The sequence below is a fragment of the Williamsia deligens genome, assembly GCF_024171765.1.
Classification (GTDB): Bacteria; Actinomycetota; Actinomycetes; order Mycobacteriales; family Mycobacteriaceae; genus Williamsia_A; species Williamsia_A deligens.
The window spans coordinates 1-18,138 of sequence record NZ_JAMTCI010000004.1; the positions used below are offsets into that span (position 1 = coordinate 1).

Sequence of the window (18,138 nt, forward strand, 5' to 3'; positions counted from 1 at the left end):
ACCACGCCTGGGCTACCGACGTCACCGACGGCACCGGTGGGCGCCAATGCGTCGCCCTCGACAGCGGCCGTCAGCTCACCGACCTCGACGCCGTCGTCCTCACCCAGGGCCACCTCGCACTCGAACGCTCCACCGACGCCCAGATCAGCGCCCTCACCGCCCACGCGGCGGCGACCGGGTCGACGTACCTGCCGCCGCAGAACGCCGCCGACGCCGACCTGTCGCGCATCGCAGCGGGCGAACCACTGCTGATCCGGGGACTGGGACTGACGTTCTTCGACTACATGACGCTGCTGACCATCGGACGCGGGGGAGCGATGACCAGCACTCCCGCCGGTCCGCGCTACGTCCCCTCCGGTAACGAGCCCCACATCTACGCCGGATCCCGACGCGGCGTTCCCTACCACTCCCGCGGCCACAACCAGAAAGGCGTCGAGGGCAGACACACACCCCGGCTGCTCACCCCCGACGTCATCGACGCCCTGCGCGAGCGGGCCCGGCAGCGCCACGACGTGGATTTCCGCCGCGACGTGTGGCCGCTGATCGCGGCCGAAGTCGAGTCGGTGTACTACGGGCTGCTCGTCCAGAACCGGTTGAGTCCGAACACCATCAGCGAACTACAAGCCCGCTACCTCGCCACCGACCCCGACGAACGCCACCGCATTCTGGCGGACTACAACATCGAACCCCACCTGCACTGGAGCTGGACCGGCCTGCTCGACCCTGCCGGCGGCCGCCACTTCTCGACCCCCGCCGACTACCGGGAGTGGGTCGTTTCCTACCTGTGCCGCGACGTGACCTTGGCCCGCCAAGGCAACGTGCGTGGCGCAGTGAAAGCGGCGCTCGACGTGCTGCGCGACCTGCGCAACGAGGTCCGCCTCATCGTCGACCACGCCGGCATCACCGGCGACTCCTACCGCGAACACCTCGACCGCTGGTACACCCCCTCCAACGCGTTCCTATCCATCGGCCCACCCGCCCACAAGATCGACGAACTCATCGCACTGATCCGCGTCGGCGTCGTCACCCTCATCGGGCCACGAGCAACGTTCACCCCAGACCCCGACGGCGGCTTCACCGCATCCTCCAGCGAAGTGCCCGGCAGCACCGTGCACGCCACCAGCCTGCTCGACGCCCGACTACCCGAACCCGACATCCGGCGCACGAGCGACGTTCTGCTGCAACGCCTCCTCGCCCGCGGCGACGCGCGGCCCTACATTCTGACCAATCCCGACGGCAGCACCTACGAGACCGGCGGCCTCGACGTCGCCGAAGCCAACCACGCCATCATCTCCGCGACCGGCACACCACATCCCCGTCGCTTCGCGCTCGGCGTGCCCACCGAATCCGTGCGCTGGGTGACCGCCGCAGGCCCGCGGCCCGGCGTCAACTCCGTCACCCTCGCCGACGCCGACGCCATCGCCCGGTCCATCCTCACCTTCGGCACCCGTCGTAGCACGGTCGCCGCCTGACAAGGACTCCACCCATGACTGAGAACACCATCCTCAACCCCATCTACGCCGGGCGCCCCATCGCGCTGCTCACCAGCGACTCCGCCTGGCTCGACGCGATGCTCGAGGCCGAGATCGGCCTCGCCGCAGCGCAAGCGCAACTCGGCATCATCCCGACCGCGGCCCGCATCGACATCGAAACCGGCGCCCGCGCACACCACTTCGACCTCGGCCGCATCGCCGTGGCCGCCCAAGGTGCCGCCAACCCTGTCGTGGCGTTCGTCGACGAACTCACCACCGCCGTGGCTGCCATCGACGCCGACAGCGCCAACTACGTCCACCGCGGCGCCACGAGCCAGGACATCCTCGATACCGCAGCGATGCTGATCGCCTCGCGCGCACTGCAGCTCATCGTCGAGGACCTCACCGACACCGCCCGCTCCCTGGCCCAGCTCGCCCGAGCACACCGCACCACCCCCGCCGCCGCCCGCACCCTGGCCATGCACGCCGTGCCCACCACCTTCGGCGCTAAATGCGCCACCTGGCTCGCCGGAGTGCTCCACGCCCGCACCCGCTGCATACGGGTCCGCGAATCGTTGCCGGTCCAACTGGGCGGCGCCGCCGGCACCCTGGCCTCCTACCTCCAGGCGGCCGATCAGTCACCCGCCACCGACTACAACCACGACACCCTGTGGGTCCACCTGACCAACCACTACGCCGACGCCGTCGAACTGCGCCCAGCACCGATGCCCTGGCACACCACCCGCACACCGCTGGCCGATATCGCTGCCGCACTCAACGTCACCGCCGGCGCGCTGGGCAAGATCGCCGTCGACGTCATCTCCCTGGCCAGAACCGAGGTCGCCGAAGTCCGCGAACCCGCTGCCCCTGGCCGCGGCGCGTCCTCGACCATGCCGCAGAAACGCAACCCCGCCATGAGCGCCTTGATCCGCGCCGCCGCCACACAGATCCCCTCGCACACCGCAGTGCTGTTCACCTCGATGGTCGCCGAAGACGAACGCCCCGCAGGCGCCTGGCACGCCGAATGGGACTCACTACGCTGCGCCCTGCGGCTGGCCGGGGGCGCGACCGCGACCGCTGCAGAACTGACCGCGGGCCTCGAAACCGATCCTGACCAGATGGCCCGCAACCTCGAAATGACTGGTGGACAGATCGTCACCGAACGCCTCTCCGCGGCGCTGGCCACCCACCTGGGCAAGAAGACCACCAAGGAACTCCTCACCCGCGCCGCCTTCGCCGCCCAACGCAACCGCACCTCCCTCGACCACGAAATCCTCGCTACCCCAGACCTGCGTGACGCATGGTCGGACACCCAGCTCCGCGAACTCCTCGACCCCACCCACTATCTCGGCGCAGCACCATTCATAGTCGACCGTGCACTCGAGCTGTTCGCGAACTCGTCCGCAGCACATCAGATTGCCACCCAGGCCTCCGTTACCGAGCACGACGGCGCGGTCGCAGCGCGTGCATGAACGCACCACCAACTTCACCGTCGACGCCGACCTCACCACCTGCCTCGACGGGCACACCCAGCACGGCGACGACCTACTCGACCGGTGGGACGGCACCACCCTGGTGCGCACCACACCCGACCCACTGCACGAGGGCCTGGTAGCGCTCGCCCTCGATCTCCGCGCCGACCGCCACCGCACCCACGTGCGCGCGACTGCCGCAGCGGGTCGCCCACTGAGCGCGCACGACGTGCGGGGTCTGGCTACTGCTCAGTTTCGTCTGCCGAACGGCGAGCTCGAGCAGCTGTGTGCCGCCGACAGCCAGGTGAACGCCGCCCTGGGTCACTACCGATCGATGGCACTGTTGCGTACACCCGACCTGCTGCACGCCGCCGCCAGAATCGTTACCGCCCAGCAGGTCCACGGCCGCCTAGCCCTGCGGCTACGCCGCGAACTCGTTGAACGGTTCGGCACCATCGTGGCCGTCGGAACCCATCAGGCTGGCGTAGTCTCCGCCCGTCACCTCGCGACCACGACGGCCGACGACATGCGCGTATTCGGCTGCAGCGCAGCCAAAGCAACCACCCTCATCACGCTCGCGCGATTGATCCTCGATGGTGAACTCGGCCGAGAGTCCCTGGGCGCGCTGGGCACCGATGAAGTCATCGCATGTCTGCGCGTCGTTCCAGGCATCGGCCAGTGGAGCGCGGAATGGCTGGCCATCCGAACGTTCGACCGCGATCGTGTCGTGGCCGGGGATCTTCTTGTCCGCCGCGCCATTGGGTGGCTCTACGGCCTAGACGACCCCCTCGAACCCCGAGCACGCGCACATACGAGGTACTGGGGCCCGGCCAGCGTTTTCGCGCAGAGTGCAGCCGTAGACGCGCACCGCCGAGAGCTCTACGAACCAGTAGGCGTCATCATCGGCGTGAGCGACGGCGTACCCGCGTGGCTCGTCAAGGGCGTAAACCGACCGTTCCAGGTCGCTGACTCGGTTGCGCAGGATGTCCATGAGAGTGACCCTGCGTTGGGCGTACTCGACTATCGATAGAGGTGGACCCGGGTCTCGCATCCATCTTTTTCCGTCGTGTGTAGCTTCGACGGATCGGCCAGTGGCGAAATACACCGCCCGCAGCAACGCCAGGAGGGGACGGTTGTCGACTGGTCCTGAAGACCGACGTTGTGGTCACGCGCCGCCCGTAGGCGTGTGAATCGACCTCAAGCGCTTCGTTTTTGGCAAGCTCTCGATCAGCTGCACTGTTGAAGATGGCCGACATGCTGATGGGGTGACCGCCGTAGTCAATTCGCAGCCCCAACATCGGACACACCGACCGAGTCCGAATATCGATCCGGTTGTAGGGGAACTGATCTGCCATCTCGACGAGTCGGACGATATCGGAGCGCCGGGTTCTGTGATGACTATTGTCGATTCCAGGCGGAGCTTCTCGTACTGCTCTCGGACCACACGACCGGTGATTTGCGGGACCACTGTCTTGCCGAGTGCTTCCTGGATGCGGCCGTACAGCACGATGCGGCACTCATCGTCCGGATCGTTGCGTAGTGTGACGGGCACGTTCGGGTCTGCGTTCTGCCGCGGCCCAGACTGGACTGTCTCAATCAGATTGTCGTCGAGGAGAGTGGGCAGCGCGTCGAGAGCTGCGCCGCGGTCGACACCAAAGACGTTATGCGCATATATGAGTGCGGTATCGGGGGGTGCCCACGCGGCGGCGTTTGCTTCGGAAATCTCAAGCTCGATGATGGCTGCCATCACCGCTAGCTGTGACTGCTCGAGTTCGAGGATCGCGTCGAGCATTGGTGCGCGGCCGCGGCTGCCTAGACCCAGAGAAGAATCACTATCGGAAGTACGGCAAGGGGTACACGCTTAGCGCTCAATGGGCCTTGTGCCAGCTGTGTGAGGACGCGTATCAGTCGGACGACGAGGATCGCGCGGTAGCCCGGATGATGTTGTACGACAGCCCGTGGAATATTGACTGGCACATGGCGCAGCGGGCTGGGATCCCGTTCGACCTCGACGAGAGCGTTCGTAAGCCCCTGAGAGTCTTTCGAGCTGCCGATCTGGGTGCGCAACGGCTACCGCACGGGCCGAGAACCCAGGAGCGCAGACGTTTTCGCCCACTACCTGACATAATGTATCTTATCGGCGCTGGGGTGACCTGCGTCTGTCACGTTGCAGACATGCTGCCGGGCGTCTAGACCGCTCGGTGAGCCGCTCGCCATGAACTTCGCACGGGTGGACAGCCACGGTTGGCCAGTGAGGGCTGTGTCGAACTTGGACGGGACCCACTTCAGCGCCACGTTTGATGGCCGACTGGGTCGGCATCTACAAACCAGCGCGAGGACCTCGAACGGGATTCGGCGACAATAGAACTCGCCCCCACCTAGCCACGCTCCATCCGACAATACGTCACTGTGACAAATTAACGGGCGAGACCGGTTAACTCGACAGCGTCGCACAGCACGCTCTGCGAACTTTCCCGAATTCCACGAACCCCCCAGTTGGAAACAGCTTGGGTTCGATCGCCGAGAGGCCGACAGTTGCCGGCGTTGTCCGCGCATCCGGTTCGAGGCCCACGATGGTCAACCGATCAGAGGACATCAGTTATGGCCCCAGCCGCACACACGATGTCATCTGATGACTATGAAACCTCGGCCAGCGGTGTCCAGAAACAGGAGTCACCGCCGTTGGGGTAAGTCCAGCTCGACCTCACGGCGACGTGCCGTAGTGCCGGTCCCGGTGCGCGACGCGTGGACGCTGGTGAAGCGCGCCAATCGCCGGTCGCGGCATCTGTTCGCCGCGGCGACGTTCGTCGGGGTCCTCGGGGCCACCGGGTGCAGCGGGCAAGCCACCGATCTGTCGGCCGAGTCCTCGGGGAGCGTGGCACTCACTCAGACGTCCGCCGCAACCTGGACCTGCCCCGAGACCGTGGACAGTCCCGACTGGCCCACGCCGACCCACACCGCCCCGGGAAAGCTGGTCCCCGACGGACCCCGCTATGCGGTCGACTGCGGGTACGAGATCGCGCCGTCTGGGCATCACTCCGAGCGCTTCGGCCCATCCACCACCTACACCGGGACGGCCCTGGCAACGCTGGTCACGACGTTCGCCACCGCCACGAAACTGAACCCCGGCATGAGCTGCCCAGATCTGGACAACCTCCCGAGGCATGTAATGCGATACAACTTTGTCTACCCCGACGGCGGGTCCGCAGTGGTCACCCTCAGCGGGTACTGCCCACCCGTGCTCAGCAACACCACACTCACCCTGCAGCCAACGCAATCACCCTCCACACAACCACCGTCAGCCGACGCCGGGGTGCGCTGAGAATGGCGATCACGCTACGAAAGATTGGTTTTGGGTATCACTCCGAGCCAGCGGGCCGGCTACGCCGTGTGAAGCGAGTGAGAGCCTTCGTCGAGGCAGGTGCTGCCGGGTGCCTGGTTGCGCTAACTGCTGCGTGCGGGCAAACCATGGTCGACAACGGGATCTCACCGACAGGCTCGGCGTCGACGACCCGCGTGGTGGATGTGAGCTCCGTGGCCGATACCTCGATCCTCACGAACTTGGTCGCGATTTCCACAAACATCTTTTCGGGCCGGGTGGAGTCGGCGTTGGGGGCCAAGGCGCTCGGCGCTCTACCTGAGACGCAGTTCAGAGTGACCGCCGCGGTGTCGCTGAAGGGAACGGTCCCGTCGTCGCTGACACTCAATCAACAAGGTGGCATCACCGACGGGGCGTACACCTCCATCAACGGCGACCGACCACTGCGAATCGGTCAGTGGTACCTCTTCTACACGCGCTACCTCGATTCCCTGAACTGGTACACCGTGGTTTCCGAGGACGGTCATCCCGCGATCACCGAGACCGAGGCCGATGACTCGGAATCGACACCGCTGTCCACGACCGCGGCCGCCGTGCGCTCGAACCCCCAGAACCAGTTCGTCGTTCCCTCTCCGAACTCGACACCAACGCTGACCTTTCCGCCGCCACCCCCGCCCGGCCGCGAATACCCGCCACCTTCATCGCCCCCACAGCCGCGGGCAAGCTGAGGCTCAAGTGCAATTCGCGCGTGGAGTACCCGTACGTGAACGGATGGCCGCGATGCGGCCCTGGTTTCTGGCGTTCGCCGCCGCCTGCGTGCTGCTCGCAACCGTCACTCAGTGCGACAACTTCCGCCTCTCTGTGCGTGACCCGAACAGCAACAGAATTGCCACCGAGTCGTTCCGCCCCGATCCCTCCGAGATCGCTGCCGCGCCGTCATGCGTTCTTCCCGACATCGTCGCCCGCCTCACTGATTCCTCCCCCGCGGGCCAGCCCCGGCAGGGGAAGGGTCGATACCAGGCGGGTTCACCCCGACCGGCCTGATGCGCTGCGAAGTCGGTCAACCCGCGACCGGCTCGGCAACAATCGACGAGGTCGCATTGACCGGTGATATCGCCGCTGTTGTCCAGGCCCTGAATCGGCCGTCTGAACGCGCCCGAGAAGGCACTTTCGTAGAGTGCGCCGAGAGCCCCAACGCCCCAGCAGCGCTGTGGTTCCTCTCCCCCGCCGGCGCGGCGCGGGTGCGCTGGCCGACAGAGTCCTGTGGCGTCCAGGACGAGCCTCCGCCCACTCGAAGCACTACACGAAACGGGGCGCCGCACAGTGATGACCCTGCCCACACCTACACCTCAGGCGTGCACCGGCAGCTTCACCCGCGAGCTCGGCAGGCCCACAAAGCGTCTCGACAGCGCCGCCAAGCCGGTCACCCGACGCCCGACGATCGCGCTGCCTGACCAGTCCGTAACCGCCACCACCATCTGTCGATACCGACTGACCGGCGCGACGAACGGTCCAGACGCCGAACCCATTGGCAGCACTCGCCTCTCCCCCGAAGCAAGTACACAACTTCTGCACGACTCCACCGCGACCCCGACTGCCCCACCGTGCGGCCGTTATGCCACCGAAATCGCAGGTGCTCAGCTCTTTCGGCCAGACGGATCCGGCGGCGCCAACCTCACCATCGAACTCGACGGCTGCCGACGCCTGAACATTGCGCTCTTCACCACCATCCGAACCGCCCCCACCCCGCTACTGCAACTGCTCGCCGGAGGTCCATGACCGGTACCTGGCTGAGAGCAGAAACTACTGGCTCTCCGGCAGAGTCGTCAGAGGCCGAATCGCATGCCTCGTTCGAAACCTCTGCAGCCGGTGACCACGTCAGTCGTACTCACTGCGGTATCGCGAAACCCGGAACTGCCGTGCTCCGAAAGCGCTCGCGGTAGGCCTTCGGTGTGACGCCGACATTCGCAACGAACGCGCGTCGGAAGGTCTCGGCGCTACCGAATCCTGCGCGTCGGGCGCTGTCGGCGACGCTGTAACCGGCGACGAGTGCCGACCGCGCCACGTCCACGCGAACGTTCTCCACGAAACGTGCTGGGGTGGTGTCCATCTCGGCGCGGAACAGCCGGGTCAACTGACGCGGGCTCAGCGACGCGTGGGACGCCATGGCCGTCACGCTGTGGTCGCCGGCGGGATCCGCGGTGATGGCATCCGCCACGAGCCTGAGCGGCGATTGTGGTGGCGGTTGGGCGTCGACGAGGACCGAGAACTGGGACTGTCCTCCGGCGCGTTTCACATACACCACCAGCGACCGCGCCACGTCCCGCACCACACCACTCCCGTGGTCGGACTCCACCAGCGCCAACGCGAGGTCGATCCCCGCGGATACCCCGGCGGAGGTGAAGACATTGCCGTCGCAGACAAAGATCGAGTCCGGTTCCACCTGCACGTCCGGGAACGCGTTGCCCAACAGGCGGGTGTGCCGCCAATGCGTGGTGGCGCGGCGCCCGGACAACAGACCGGCGTGGGCAAGGATGAACGCTCCCGTGCAGATGGATGCGAGCCGTCTCGTGTGACGGGCCATGGTGTCGACCGCAGCGACCAGGCGAGGGTCGATCGGACGTCCCACCAGGTCGTCACCGCCGGCGACGATGACCGTGTCGACGTCGGAGAGCGATTCGAGTGCGTCGGTGACGGCGAACGGCGTGCCCAGCGATGTCATCACCGCGCGCCCGCCGAGTGACGCGAAGCGTAGGCGGTACCGCGCTCCGAACCGGTTCGCCTCGGCGAAGACCTCACTCGGGCCGACTGCATCCAACAGTTTGACCCCCCGTCGAAGACCACGACCACGACATCGCGATCGATGGCTGCTCCGCTCATCGATCGAGTATGTCTCAATCTGAGGGAAAGGCGGCGGATCAGCCATGGCACGGTCGGACCGACAGATCCCAGACTTGAGTCACAACCGGCCGACTACAGAGAGATTCACCCATGGCGACGTCACGCACGGCCACCGTCGCGGGCATCGATGTGCCCGACTCACCGATCGTCCGCGCCACAACCGAGTTCATCCGCGAGCGCGAAGACGACCTTCTCTTCGACCACTCGGTACGAGTGTTCCTGTTCGGCGCTCTCCAGGGGCGGCGTCGCAACATCGATGTGGACCTCGAACTGCTCTACGTCGGCGCCATGTTCCATGACCTCGGGCTCACAGAGCCCTTTCGGAGCCAGTCGGCACTGCGATTCGAGGTCGACGGAGCGAACGCCGCACGGGATTTCCTGCTCGAGCACGGTGCAGACGAGTTCGCCGCCCGCAAGGTGTGGCTGGGCATCGCACTACACACCACTCCCGGCGTGCCCGAATTCCTGGACCCGGAGACCGCCCTGGTGACAGCTGGCGTCGAGACCGACGTCCTGGGCATCGGGCGCAGCGACCTCTCGCAGGAGGAGCTCGACGCGGTGACCGCCGCACACCCGCGTCCCGACTTCAAGCGACGGATTCTGCACGCCTTCACCGAGGGCGTGGAGAAGCGCCCCGGCAGCACCTTCGGGACCGTCAACGCCGATGTCCTGGCCCACTACGACCCGTCCTTCGTTCGCGAAGATTTCGTCGACATCATCCTGGCCAACAGCTGGCCCGAGTAAGAAGCGCAACCAGCACCGGCTTTCGCAATCCCAGGGCTCATCCGAGACGTCGCCGACAGCCCGATGTCGACCCTCCGGGAACACTCAGCACCCTGACCAGGTATGTGGCTGACAACCAGGCTGCGGGCCGCCGACACCGGTGCTAGAAACTGGCCATGGACCTGGTCGAACTGCTGCCCGCCTTTGTGCTCGCGGTCGTGGTGGTCACAGCGACCCCGGGTCCGGCGTTCGCTCTGATCGTGCAGCGCACGGCGGTGCGCGGTCTGCGCCATGGGCTCGCCACTCTGACTGGCACCGGCCTCGGGCTCTACACCTGGGTCCTGTTGGTGGCATCGGGCCTGGCAGTCGTCGCCGCGTCGGAGGTCGGCTTTGTCGTCCTCAAGATCGTCGGCACGATCGTCCTGACCTGGTTGGCCCTACGCGCGTTCATGTCGTGGTGGCGTCTGCGTTCTGAGCCCACGACGCTGCACTCCGTTGCGTCGCCCGTATCCCCCATGTCTCCTCCGAGCTTCGGCGCGTCGCAGGTGATCCGCGCAGTCGCCGAAGGGTTCACGGTCCAGATGGCCAACCCCAAAGCGGCGATCTTCCTGCTCGCGTTGTACCCGCAATTCGTGCCTCACACGATGCCGCTGTTCCGAACGGCCGCGACCCTCGGCGTCGTTCAGGTCGCAGTCGAGAGCTCGCTCTACATCGCACTCGCGCTCGGGGTGAATCGCGCCGGCGAATGGTTCCGACGCTCAGTCGTGCGCCGCCGACTCGAGGCCGCCACCGGCACTGTTCTCCTGGCCCTGGGCCTGCGGCTCGCAGTCAGCCACCGTTGAACGAACCACCCACGCGTCGGGGGGTCGACGAAAGAGGGACGCCGAGGACGCCTGATGCGCCAGATCGACAAGCAGCCGTGCCCAGGCTGTCGGGTGTGATCCAGTCATCGATCGAGTGGGGTGTCCCCGGCGCCCCTCTTCGCCGTCAGCGCCCTGTCGACGTACTAGGGCGTGATCCGGTGCGGCTGGACCATTCTCGGTAGGTGGACGCCGCTGTGAAGGTAGTTGTCCACTTCAGCGCGGGTCACGGGTGACCAATCGGATCGGAAGGATGGGCCGATACCCGCGAGCGTGCCACCTCTGATGGTGCGCTTCTCGTACTCATACCGATAGTTGACCGCGGTGCCGGGGCCGAACTGGGTCTGCACCGGATAGGACCCCGCAGGCACGGCTCGAGCGACGCGCAGCTCGACCTCGTCGGTGAGCTTGGCCTCGACCACGCCACCACCCTTACCGGGCTTGCTGACATTCCCGCCGGCGCCGACACCGGTGTTCGGTCCGGAAAGGTCGGGAACCGGGATTCCGGTGCCACCGCCCATCGGGTTGCCGGTGCTCACGTTCCAGAAGCCGCTGCGTGAGTCGCTGTTGGCCTCGCTGATGTCGACGGTCGAGGTGAGCGGATTGTGGTCGGGGGTGACCTGATCCGGGGTGAACACTCTTGTCGTGCCGTACGACCGATCGGACGAAGTCATGCATCCGTTGTCGCAGCTGATGATGGAGGACCCGGGCACGTTCGCGCCGTCGGCCGTGCTTCCGATTCGGACAGGCATCCCTGCGGGGCCGGGGTCCTGGGTCCTCGCGTCCGGTTGGGGAGTCACTCGCTGGGACGGGGTCGACGACGGTGTTGCGGCGGTGGGGTTGTGGGCGCGTGTGTCAGGGATCGATGACGACGCGCTCCCCGGCTCGGACCTGGCGTGGGGTGAGGCATTCGTGCTTCCGTCAGCTCCCGAGCTCGACGGGCTGCCACTGCCGGACTGCCGTGCATTCGACGTTGTGCCGCTGGGCTTCTCGCGGAAGTCCGCGTGGCCACCGTTCGACTGAGCCCGCGGGGACGGCGAGACATCGCCGGGGCGAACCTTGTGGGCGCCCCGGTCGGGTTCGGCTCCGCTGCGAGGGTGGTCGTCGTTGAACGCGGTGTCGCCGGGCGTGGTCTTGTTCGGTCCGCGGTTCTGCTGGTACTGCGATGACGAACGACCAGTCGTGTTCTGCGAGGTTGACTGGTTCGACCCGCGGTTGCCGCTGCTCCGCGACGAGCTGCCGGTCGTCTTCTGGGGTGTGGCCTTGTTCGGTCCGCGGTTGCTGTGGCTGCTGGACCCGGACGCGGAACTGCCCGGCTTCGCCTCCGCGACACCAGCAACACCCACGCTGCCCTGCAGGACACCTACGAAGACCGCGGCAGCAGTGATGGCGCCGACGCCACCCACCCTCAGGCGGTGTGAACCATTCATGGTCATTTCCTTTCTCGCATCGAGGCCCACGACGTCACGACGCGGGCTGGTTCATCGGATGCAGCCGCCCGGGCAAAAAGTTCCCGCTGCCGATAGCTTTCTCGGGGTGAAGATCACCGTCCGCGCCCTCATGGGCATCGTTGCCCTGGTCGGATCGACGGTCGGCTTTGCCGGGGCGCTGGGATGGCGATACGCCACCCGCCGCCTCGTGGTGATCGACAACCCGCCCACCACCACACCCGGCAGCAAGGGCTTCATGTTCACCTTCGACACGGTGGATGTCGTTGCAGGACCGCGGTGGTGGCCCGGCTTGCTCCTGTTGCCGGCGACCGGGGTCGTCGTCGCCGCCCTCATGCTGACGCACGAAGTCGCCCGTCCGTCCTCGTGCGCATCAACGACAGGTCATCCGCTGCGGGATCGGTCACGACTCCCCTGACCGACAGCCACTGGGACCGCGAATGGGCGCCGATCGGACTGTGGTTTCCCGTCATCGGGATCCTCAGCGCACTACTCATCACCACGACGCTGTATGCCGCGTACCGACTGACACACCGCCACTAGAGTCACCCGCGGCGGCCACCCCCGCTGATACCCGTCTCGCCAGACAGCGCACCGAACCGGCTCACGTCGACTGTGGCTGTTGCCCTTCGTCGACGGCAGCGCTTGCGAGTATCTGCTCGACAAGAATGTCCGCGTGGCCGGCGTGCCGGGCCAGCTCTTCGATCATGTGCAGGCCTATCCAGTGAAAGGTCACCTCACCACGACGGTAGTGAACGAATCGGTCTGTCGGATCGGGCGTCTGCGCGATGAGTCGAGATCGGTCGGCCGCCGCTTCGAATTCCGCGATGACATCGCCGAGCGATTGATCAGGGTCTATTAGCCAGCCCTGTTCGTCGCCGACCGCATACCCATCGCAGTCGGCCTCGGGGAGACCAGCGACGGTCCGCTGAAACCAGACCCTCTCGGCCGCAGCACAATGCTTCACAAGAGCGATCGGGGTGGTCAGTGACGGCACCAGGCGAGACCGGCTCTGCGTGTCGGTCAAGCGGGCCACCGAGGAGATCAGGGCGGCGCGATTTGCGTCGAGGACACCCGAGACCTGTGCATCCATCATTGCCAGGAGGCTACTGGCCATCGATTCGCGAACAGCGTCACGAACTCCGAATCGTTTGCCATGGCGGGACGAAGAGTTGGCCGCCGAACGCGCGATCACCGCCTCGTCCGACCCCCAGCGGCGGGGTTGCGACAACCATCGCGTCGCCTTATCGTACGAATGCACGGTATACGGTCGGGGTCGACTCCAGGAGCAGAGATGCACAGCACAGCACGAGCATTGGCCTTCGCTACCGCGGCCGCAGCGGCGGTCGCGACATCGGCGGGGGTGGCGGCAGCCGCTCCGACAGGGTCAGCGGGCGGCGTCGGCGCCGACCTCGTCGCGGTCTCGAACAAGGTCTCCTTCTCCTGCGGGCTGAACGTGACCAACAACGGTCCGGAGACCGCCCGATCGGTCGCCGTGTACGCGCCGCCGTTCGGACTGCGCTCACTGGGCGACATCGCGCCCGGGCAGACGAAGTCCTCGCTACAGATCTGTTTCCGCAACGACGGTGCGCCGAAATTCGAGTACGCCGTCTCGACGACGTTCGACCCCGACTACGGCAACAACGGCGCCCAGGTGAACCCTCCGCTGTGACGCACCGCCGACCGACAAGAACCAGCACGCCATCAGAGGAGCATCGATGAGCAGGATCGTGGCTACGGCATGCGCAGCCCTTGCGGTCGCCACTGGGCTCACCGCAGGGATCTCCACGGCGTCCGCCGCCCCACTTGTCGCGGATCTCGCGGTGTATCGACTCCCGACAGTGGCCGGCCAGGATTGCACCCTCGGGGTGACGAACAATGGCCCCGACACGGTCGAGGTGCTCCTCTCCCCCGCGTACCCGATCGAGAAGGGCTATTACCGGCAGCTGGGGACGCTCGCAGCCGGGCAATCGACCTCCACCAGCTTCACCTCGTGCGGTGGCCAGGCCAGCTATCACCCGGACTTCCTCTACGTGTCGGGGGCGAGCCGAGATCCCAACCCCCTCAACAACGTCTTCCTGCTCCATCTGTGAAGTGATCCCCGGGGGATCCCGACTTCTCAGAGTCGTCGACCACGGGTTTCGTCGGCCTATGTCGGTCGATCCGGTGCGGAACAGCCCTCGTTGACAGTTCCTTTCGATCTGCCCGTCGCCGACCTGTAGCAACTTGCCGGTGCAACTCGCCCCACAATCCCCATGACTCCCGGTCCACACGGTTACCACCGCGGGCAGAAAGCAATCCCCACTGGCGACGAACTCCGGGATATATCTTTGACCACGCATTAGAAACAGGGCGACAAGTCACTCGAGACACGCGACATCACAGGCGGGCGCCATGACCAGAGCTCGAGTCACGACGATGGCCCTCGTTGCGCTGGTCGTCGTCATCTACGGCGCCGTGGTGACCGCCTACGCCACCAGCGGCGGCGACCCGTCCACCACCGACACCCGGCAACCTTCCGCCAACGGCGTACTGGTCTACCTCGACCTGGATGGCCTCGACGGCGACACCTACTCCCTCGACACCCGCGTCTCGGTATACCCCGGGAAGGACCATCTCGACAGCGATGGCCGACTGGACCGGGCCATGACGGTCAGCGTCACCCCCGCCGCCTCCACCGACACCATGACCTTCCCCGCCGGTACACGCGCAGGATCGCGCCCGCTGACGCTCTACATCGACGGTGACATCCACCGGTGGCCGTTCGACACCTACAACGCCACCGGCCTGCAAGTGCGCGTCACCTCCGACGGCAGTGTCGTGCCGGCCGAAGTCGTCGTCACCAACTTGATGACCTCCTGGGCCGTCCACCAACACGACGTCGACAGCAGCGCCACCGGCAACGCCATCACCATCAGCGCGGCCCGCACCCCGGCAGTCATCGGGTTCGCCCTCGCCCTGTGCGTCGTGTTGCTCGTACTGCCCACCCTGACCTTGTTCGTCGCGATCAGTACCCTGCGCCGGCGCAAGCAATTCCTGCCACCCATCGTCACCTGGTTCGCCGTGATGCTCTTCGCCGTCATCCCCCTGCGCAACCTGTTCCCCGGAAACCCACCCATCGGCTCCTGGGTCGACTACACCGTCGTCCTCTGGGTTGTCGTCGGCCTCACCGTCGCGCTCACCCTCTACATCACCGCGTGGTGGAAACACGGACAGTGACGAACTCCCAGAGCTTCTTTGAGATGGGTAGACCTCCGGGGTAGGACCGCGCGATTCCGCTCGCAGCGAATCAGGTGCTTCACGTTCTGTAAGCATGTAATCATGTAATCACGCAACGAAGGAGCAGACATGACGAAGCAAGGAAGTCGCGGCGGAGGACGCCGCGGCGGGTGGCAACAGGCCGAACTCCCCGACGCGAGCGACGCCTCGGCATGGTTCGTCGGCCGCCTGCCCGACGACTGGTTCGACGGCTCCCCCGAGGTCGTCGTCGATCGCGACGAGATCACCGTCGTCGGAACGTTGACCGCTCCCGACGCCGACGGTGACGGCACCGCAGCCGCCCAGGGTCGAGCGTCACGGTTCCGGGAGGACACACGAACGCAGCGGATGACCATCGCCGACGAGGCGCAGGCGCGCTACGGGCGCACGGTGTCCTGGGGTGTGCGCATCGGTGGTCACCGAATCATGTTCACCCACCTTGCCGTTCCGGTGATGACGCGTCTTCGTCAGTCCGAACGGCAGGTCCTCGACACCCTCGTCGACGCGGGGGTCGCGCGCTCGCGCGCCGACGCGGTGGCGTGGTCGGTCAAGTTGGTCGGCGAACACACCGAGGCCTGGCTCACCGAACTGCGGGAGGCCATGGACTCCGTGGACACCCTGCGAGCCCAGGGCCCGCAGATCTGAGTCAGTCGTTCGGTCGAGCGAGTAGTGCGCCGAGGCCGCCCACGACAGCTGAGACCGCGACACCTGTCGACAGGACACTGGTCCTGATGCCGAGGTCTTGGCGGACACCGGACGCAATGAAAGCCACCGCATCGACCGAGTCCATGACGACATTCAGCTTCAAGAAGGCACGCGGGTCGGTGACGCTGTCCAGGCGGAGAAGTCCCAGCCCCAGAGCGGCGTTGCGGATCGCGAACATCCGGCCGTAAGCCACCGCCGGCGTTCCGCGCAGCTGCATCCCGAACACCTTGGCCACCGCCCCCGGGGTCACGAGGTGGCTCATCGCCACGAGGAATCGGCCGGTGGTGAGCAGTGTCAGCCACACGGAGGGCGCAACAACTGTTCGTGATGGGGTTCCTGAGCTCACGGACATGCGAGGACTCGCTTTCGTCGGACGAGGTGGTGGTGGCAGGAAATGTTTGGACCCCGGCGGGGTGTGCATAGCTAGCAAAACACTAGTTGCTATTGTTTTACAAGTAGCTAGCCCGAGCGTAGCCTTCTCCCATGTCTGACTCTGACGGGGCCTCAGTGGCCACGGCCGGACACCTCGATCCGTATTGCCCATACTTCGCAGCTGCGATGGGCGTTGTGGGGAAGAGATGGGCCGGCGAGGTTCTCCGGGCGCTCATCCCCGATCCCCTGCGTTTCGGCGCCTTGGCGTCTGCGATTCCCGGTCTCACGGAGAGCACGTTGTCGCTGCGCCTCAAGGAACTCGAAGCCGCCGAGCTGGTCGGTCGGGTCGTGCACTCGGAGCGCCCGGTTCGAGTGGAGTACAGGCTCACGGCCAAGGGGCGGGCACTCGGCGCCGTGTTGCTCGACCTGAATTCGTGGGCCCTCGAATGGATGACGCCGGTCACGGCGCCCCCCGCAGTGACCGCAACGTCGCCCGTCCCTCCCACCTGACTCGAACCCCTAGTCTTCGGGCATGGCTGCTGTCCTGCGCTGGTGGGAAGCGCACCAGATAGGTCTCTATCTCATCGCTCTGGCCGTCGGAGCTGTGGTCGGCCTTGCCGCCCCAGCGTCGGCACCGACGTTCGAGCACGCCATCAACCCGGTCCTGATCGTGCTGCTGTACGCGACGTTCCTCGCGGTCCCCTTCGCCGACATCGGCAAATCACTGCGGGACGTTCGATTCACCACCGCGATGGTCGTCCTGAACTTCGTCGCCGTCCCGATCGTCGTGTACGCGCTGACCCGCTTCATCGCCGGGAACGAGGCAGTCCTGATCGGCGCGGTGCTGGTGCTGCTCGCCCCGTGCATCGACTACGTCATCGTCTTCAGCGGCCTCGCCGGCGCAGCATCGGAACGTCTGCTCGCCGGGGCACCGCTGGTGATGGCGCTGCAGATCGCTCTGTTGCCGTTGTGGCTGTGGTTGTTCGTCGGCGCGAGGACGGTGTCGATCATCGACATCGCCCCGTTCGTCGAGGCGTTCGTTCTGCTCATCGTCGTCCCGCTGGCGCTGGCCGCCGCAACACAGTGGGTGGCGCGCCGTCGTCGCGTGGGCGAGCACATCATGGACGCGATGACTGCGGCGATGGTGCCGGTGATGATGGTGACCCTCGCGGTCGTCGTGGCATCCCAGATCGACGCGGTCCGAAACCGTGTGGACGAATTGGCCGGTGCCGCAGCCGTCTTCGCCGTGTACCTGATCGTGATGGCGATACTGGGTGTCGGCGCCGGGAAGGTGTTCCGTCAGGACGTGCCGGCGACCCGCGCGTTGGTGTTCTCCGGAGCGACCCGCAACTCGTTGGTCGTCCTCCCCCTTGCCCTGGCGCTGCCCCCGGCACTGAGCCTGGCCGCCGTGGTGGTGGTGACCCAGACGCTGGTCGAACTGATCGGCATGGTGCTCTACGTCCGATACGTTCCGCGGTTGGTGCCGGGACCACCCTGACAGGACGATCCGCCCGGGACATCCCGGTCATCTGGCGCACCCGCGCACGGTCGGCCTCTTGACTCGAAGTCAATTTATTGACGGTTGCTGCAATACCTGTTCCAGTCCGA

20 protein-coding genes and 1 pseudogene are annotated in these 18,138 nt (G+C 66.1%); 16 read left to right on the forward strand and 5 right to left on the reverse strand.

Annotated features, from left to right (window positions below; all coding sequences use genetic code 11):
• The 3 genes from LX14_RS18825 to LX14_RS18835 form a co-directional block, all read left to right on the forward strand.
• On the forward strand, positions 1-1,472 hold a 1,472-nt coding region (locus LX14_RS18825), incomplete at its 5' end, for an FAD/NAD(P)-binding protein (RefSeq protein ID WP_253648918.1).
• A 14-nt stretch (positions 1,473-1,486) separates the two neighbouring features.
• On the forward strand, positions 1,487-2,944 hold the full coding sequence (locus LX14_RS18830) for a class-II fumarase/aspartase family protein (RefSeq protein WP_253648919.1): 1,458 nt from the start codon (positions 1,487-1,489) through the stop codon (positions 2,942-2,944).
• Positions 2,937-3,974, forward strand: coding sequence for a DNA-3-methyladenine glycosylase family protein (locus tag LX14_RS18835; RefSeq protein ID WP_253648920.1), 1,038 nt, complete (start codon positions 2,937-2,939; stop codon positions 3,972-3,974). Before LX14_RS18830 ends, LX14_RS18835 begins: the two co-directional genes overlap by 8 nt.
• A 135-nt stretch (positions 3,975-4,109) precedes the next feature.
• On the opposite strand, the gene LX14_RS18840 is transcribed toward LX14_RS18835, so the two are convergent.
• The gene (locus LX14_RS18840; protein ID WP_253648921.1) at positions 4,110-4,736 is read right to left on the reverse strand and encodes a hypothetical protein; all 627 of its coding nucleotides are present in this window, start codon (positions 4,734-4,736) and stop codon (positions 4,110-4,112) included.
• A 930-nt stretch (positions 4,737-5,666) separates the two neighbouring features.
• Here LX14_RS18840 and LX14_RS18845 point away from each other — a divergent pair.
• The 3 genes from LX14_RS18845 (at position 5,667) to LX14_RS18855 (ending at position 8,042) form a co-directional block, all read left to right on the forward strand.
• Positions 5,667-6,266 (forward strand): hypothetical protein, encoded by a 600-nt coding sequence (locus LX14_RS18845; protein ID WP_253648922.1) that lies wholly within the window; start codon positions 5,667-5,669, stop codon positions 6,264-6,266.
• A 146-nt stretch (positions 6,267-6,412) separates the two neighbouring features.
• Positions 6,413-6,991, forward strand: coding sequence for a hypothetical protein (locus LX14_RS18850; RefSeq protein ID WP_253648923.1), 579 nt, complete (start codon positions 6,413-6,415; stop codon positions 6,989-6,991).
• Between the two features lie 598 nt (positions 6,992-7,589).
• A complete protein-coding gene (locus LX14_RS18855) occupies positions 7,590-8,042 on the forward strand; it encodes a hypothetical protein (protein ID WP_253648924.1) in 453 nt (150 codons plus the stop codon).
• A gap of 109 nt (positions 8,043-8,151) precedes the next feature.
• Here LX14_RS18855 and LX14_RS18860 read toward each other — a convergent pair.
• Positions 8,152-9,143, reverse strand: a pseudogene (locus tag LX14_RS18860) (GlxA family transcriptional regulator).
• 111 nt (positions 9,144-9,254) lie between these two features.
• On the opposite strand from LX14_RS18860, the gene LX14_RS18865 reads away from it, so the two are divergent.
• Together LX14_RS18865 and LX14_RS18870 are read left to right on the forward strand one after the other, a co-directional pair.
• The gene (locus LX14_RS18865; RefSeq protein WP_253648925.1) at positions 9,255-9,908 is read left to right on the forward strand and encodes an HD domain-containing protein; all 654 of its coding nucleotides are present in this window, start codon (positions 9,255-9,257) and stop codon (positions 9,906-9,908) included.
• Between the two features lie 155 nt (positions 9,909-10,063).
• Positions 10,064-10,729 (forward strand): LysE family translocator, encoded by a 666-nt coding sequence (locus LX14_RS18870; protein ID WP_253648926.1) that lies wholly within the window; start codon positions 10,064-10,066, stop codon positions 10,727-10,729.
• 164 nt (positions 10,730-10,893) lie between these two features.
• On the opposite strand, the gene LX14_RS18875 is transcribed toward LX14_RS18870, so the two are convergent.
• Positions 10,894-11,385, reverse strand: coding sequence for a hypothetical protein (locus tag LX14_RS18875; RefSeq protein WP_253648927.1), 492 nt, complete (start codon positions 11,383-11,385; stop codon positions 10,894-10,896).
• Between the two features lie 7 nt (positions 11,386-11,392).
• Here LX14_RS18875 and LX14_RS18880 point away from each other — a divergent pair, with 7 nt between their 5' ends.
• The gene (locus tag LX14_RS18880; protein ID WP_253648928.1) at positions 11,393-11,770 is read left to right on the forward strand and encodes a hypothetical protein; all 378 of its coding nucleotides are present in this window, start codon (positions 11,393-11,395) and stop codon (positions 11,768-11,770) included.
• Positions 11,771-11,854: 84 nt separating this feature from the next.
• The gene (locus tag LX14_RS18885) at positions 11,855-12,613 is read left to right on the forward strand and encodes a hypothetical protein (RefSeq protein WP_253648929.1); all 759 of its coding nucleotides are present in this window, start codon (positions 11,855-11,857) and stop codon (positions 12,611-12,613) included.
• 186 nt (positions 12,614-12,799) lie between these two features.
• Here LX14_RS18885 and LX14_RS18890 read toward each other — a convergent pair whose 3' ends face one another.
• Positions 12,800-13,291 carry a DinB family protein gene (locus LX14_RS18890; RefSeq protein ID WP_253648930.1) on the reverse strand — a complete coding sequence of 164 codons (492 nt, stop codon included), beginning with the start codon at positions 13,289-13,291 and terminating at the stop codon, positions 12,800-12,802.
• A gap of 198 nt (positions 13,292-13,489) precedes the next feature.
• Between LX14_RS18890 and LX14_RS18895 the strand changes: the two genes are divergently transcribed.
• The 4 genes from LX14_RS18895 (at position 13,490) to abmR (ending at position 16,098) form a co-directional block, all read left to right on the forward strand.
• The gene (locus tag LX14_RS18895; RefSeq protein WP_253648931.1) at positions 13,490-13,867 is read left to right on the forward strand and encodes a DUF11 domain-containing protein; all 378 of its coding nucleotides are present in this window, start codon (positions 13,490-13,492) and stop codon (positions 13,865-13,867) included.
• A 46-nt stretch (positions 13,868-13,913) separates the two neighbouring features.
• Positions 13,914-14,288: a hypothetical protein gene (locus tag LX14_RS18900; protein ID WP_253648932.1), complete on the forward strand. Its 375-nt coding sequence runs from the start codon at positions 13,914-13,916 to the stop codon at positions 14,286-14,288.
• Between the two features lie 301 nt (positions 14,289-14,589).
• Positions 14,590-15,414, forward strand: a complete 825-nt coding sequence (locus LX14_RS18905) for a DUF4436 family protein (protein ID WP_253648933.1) — start codon at positions 14,590-14,592, stop codon at positions 15,412-15,414.
• Positions 15,415-15,543: 129 nt separating this feature from the next.
• Positions 15,544-16,098 carry an ATP-binding transcription factor AbmR gene (abmR, locus tag LX14_RS18910; RefSeq protein WP_253648934.1) on the forward strand — a complete coding sequence of 185 codons (555 nt, stop codon included), beginning with the start codon at positions 15,544-15,546 and terminating at the stop codon, positions 16,096-16,098.
• Position 16,099: 1 nt separating this feature from the next.
• Here abmR and LX14_RS18915 read toward each other — a convergent pair whose 3' ends face one another.
• Positions 16,100-16,462 (reverse strand): hypothetical protein, encoded by a 363-nt coding sequence (locus tag LX14_RS18915; RefSeq protein WP_253648935.1) that lies wholly within the window; start codon positions 16,460-16,462, stop codon positions 16,100-16,102.
• Positions 16,463-16,641: 179 nt separating this feature from the next.
• Between LX14_RS18915 and LX14_RS18920 the strand changes: the two genes are divergently transcribed.
• Both LX14_RS18920 and LX14_RS18925 read left to right on the forward strand, forming a co-directional pair.
• The gene (locus LX14_RS18920) at positions 16,642-17,040 is read left to right on the forward strand and encodes a winged helix-turn-helix transcriptional regulator (protein WP_253648936.1); all 399 of its coding nucleotides are present in this window, start codon (positions 16,642-16,644) and stop codon (positions 17,038-17,040) included.
• A 22-nt stretch (positions 17,041-17,062) separates the two neighbouring features.
• Positions 17,063-18,028 (forward strand): arsenic resistance protein, encoded by a 966-nt coding sequence (locus LX14_RS18925; protein ID WP_253648937.1) that lies wholly within the window; start codon positions 17,063-17,065, stop codon positions 18,026-18,028.
• The last annotated feature ends 110 nt before the right edge of the window (positions 18,029-18,138 follow it).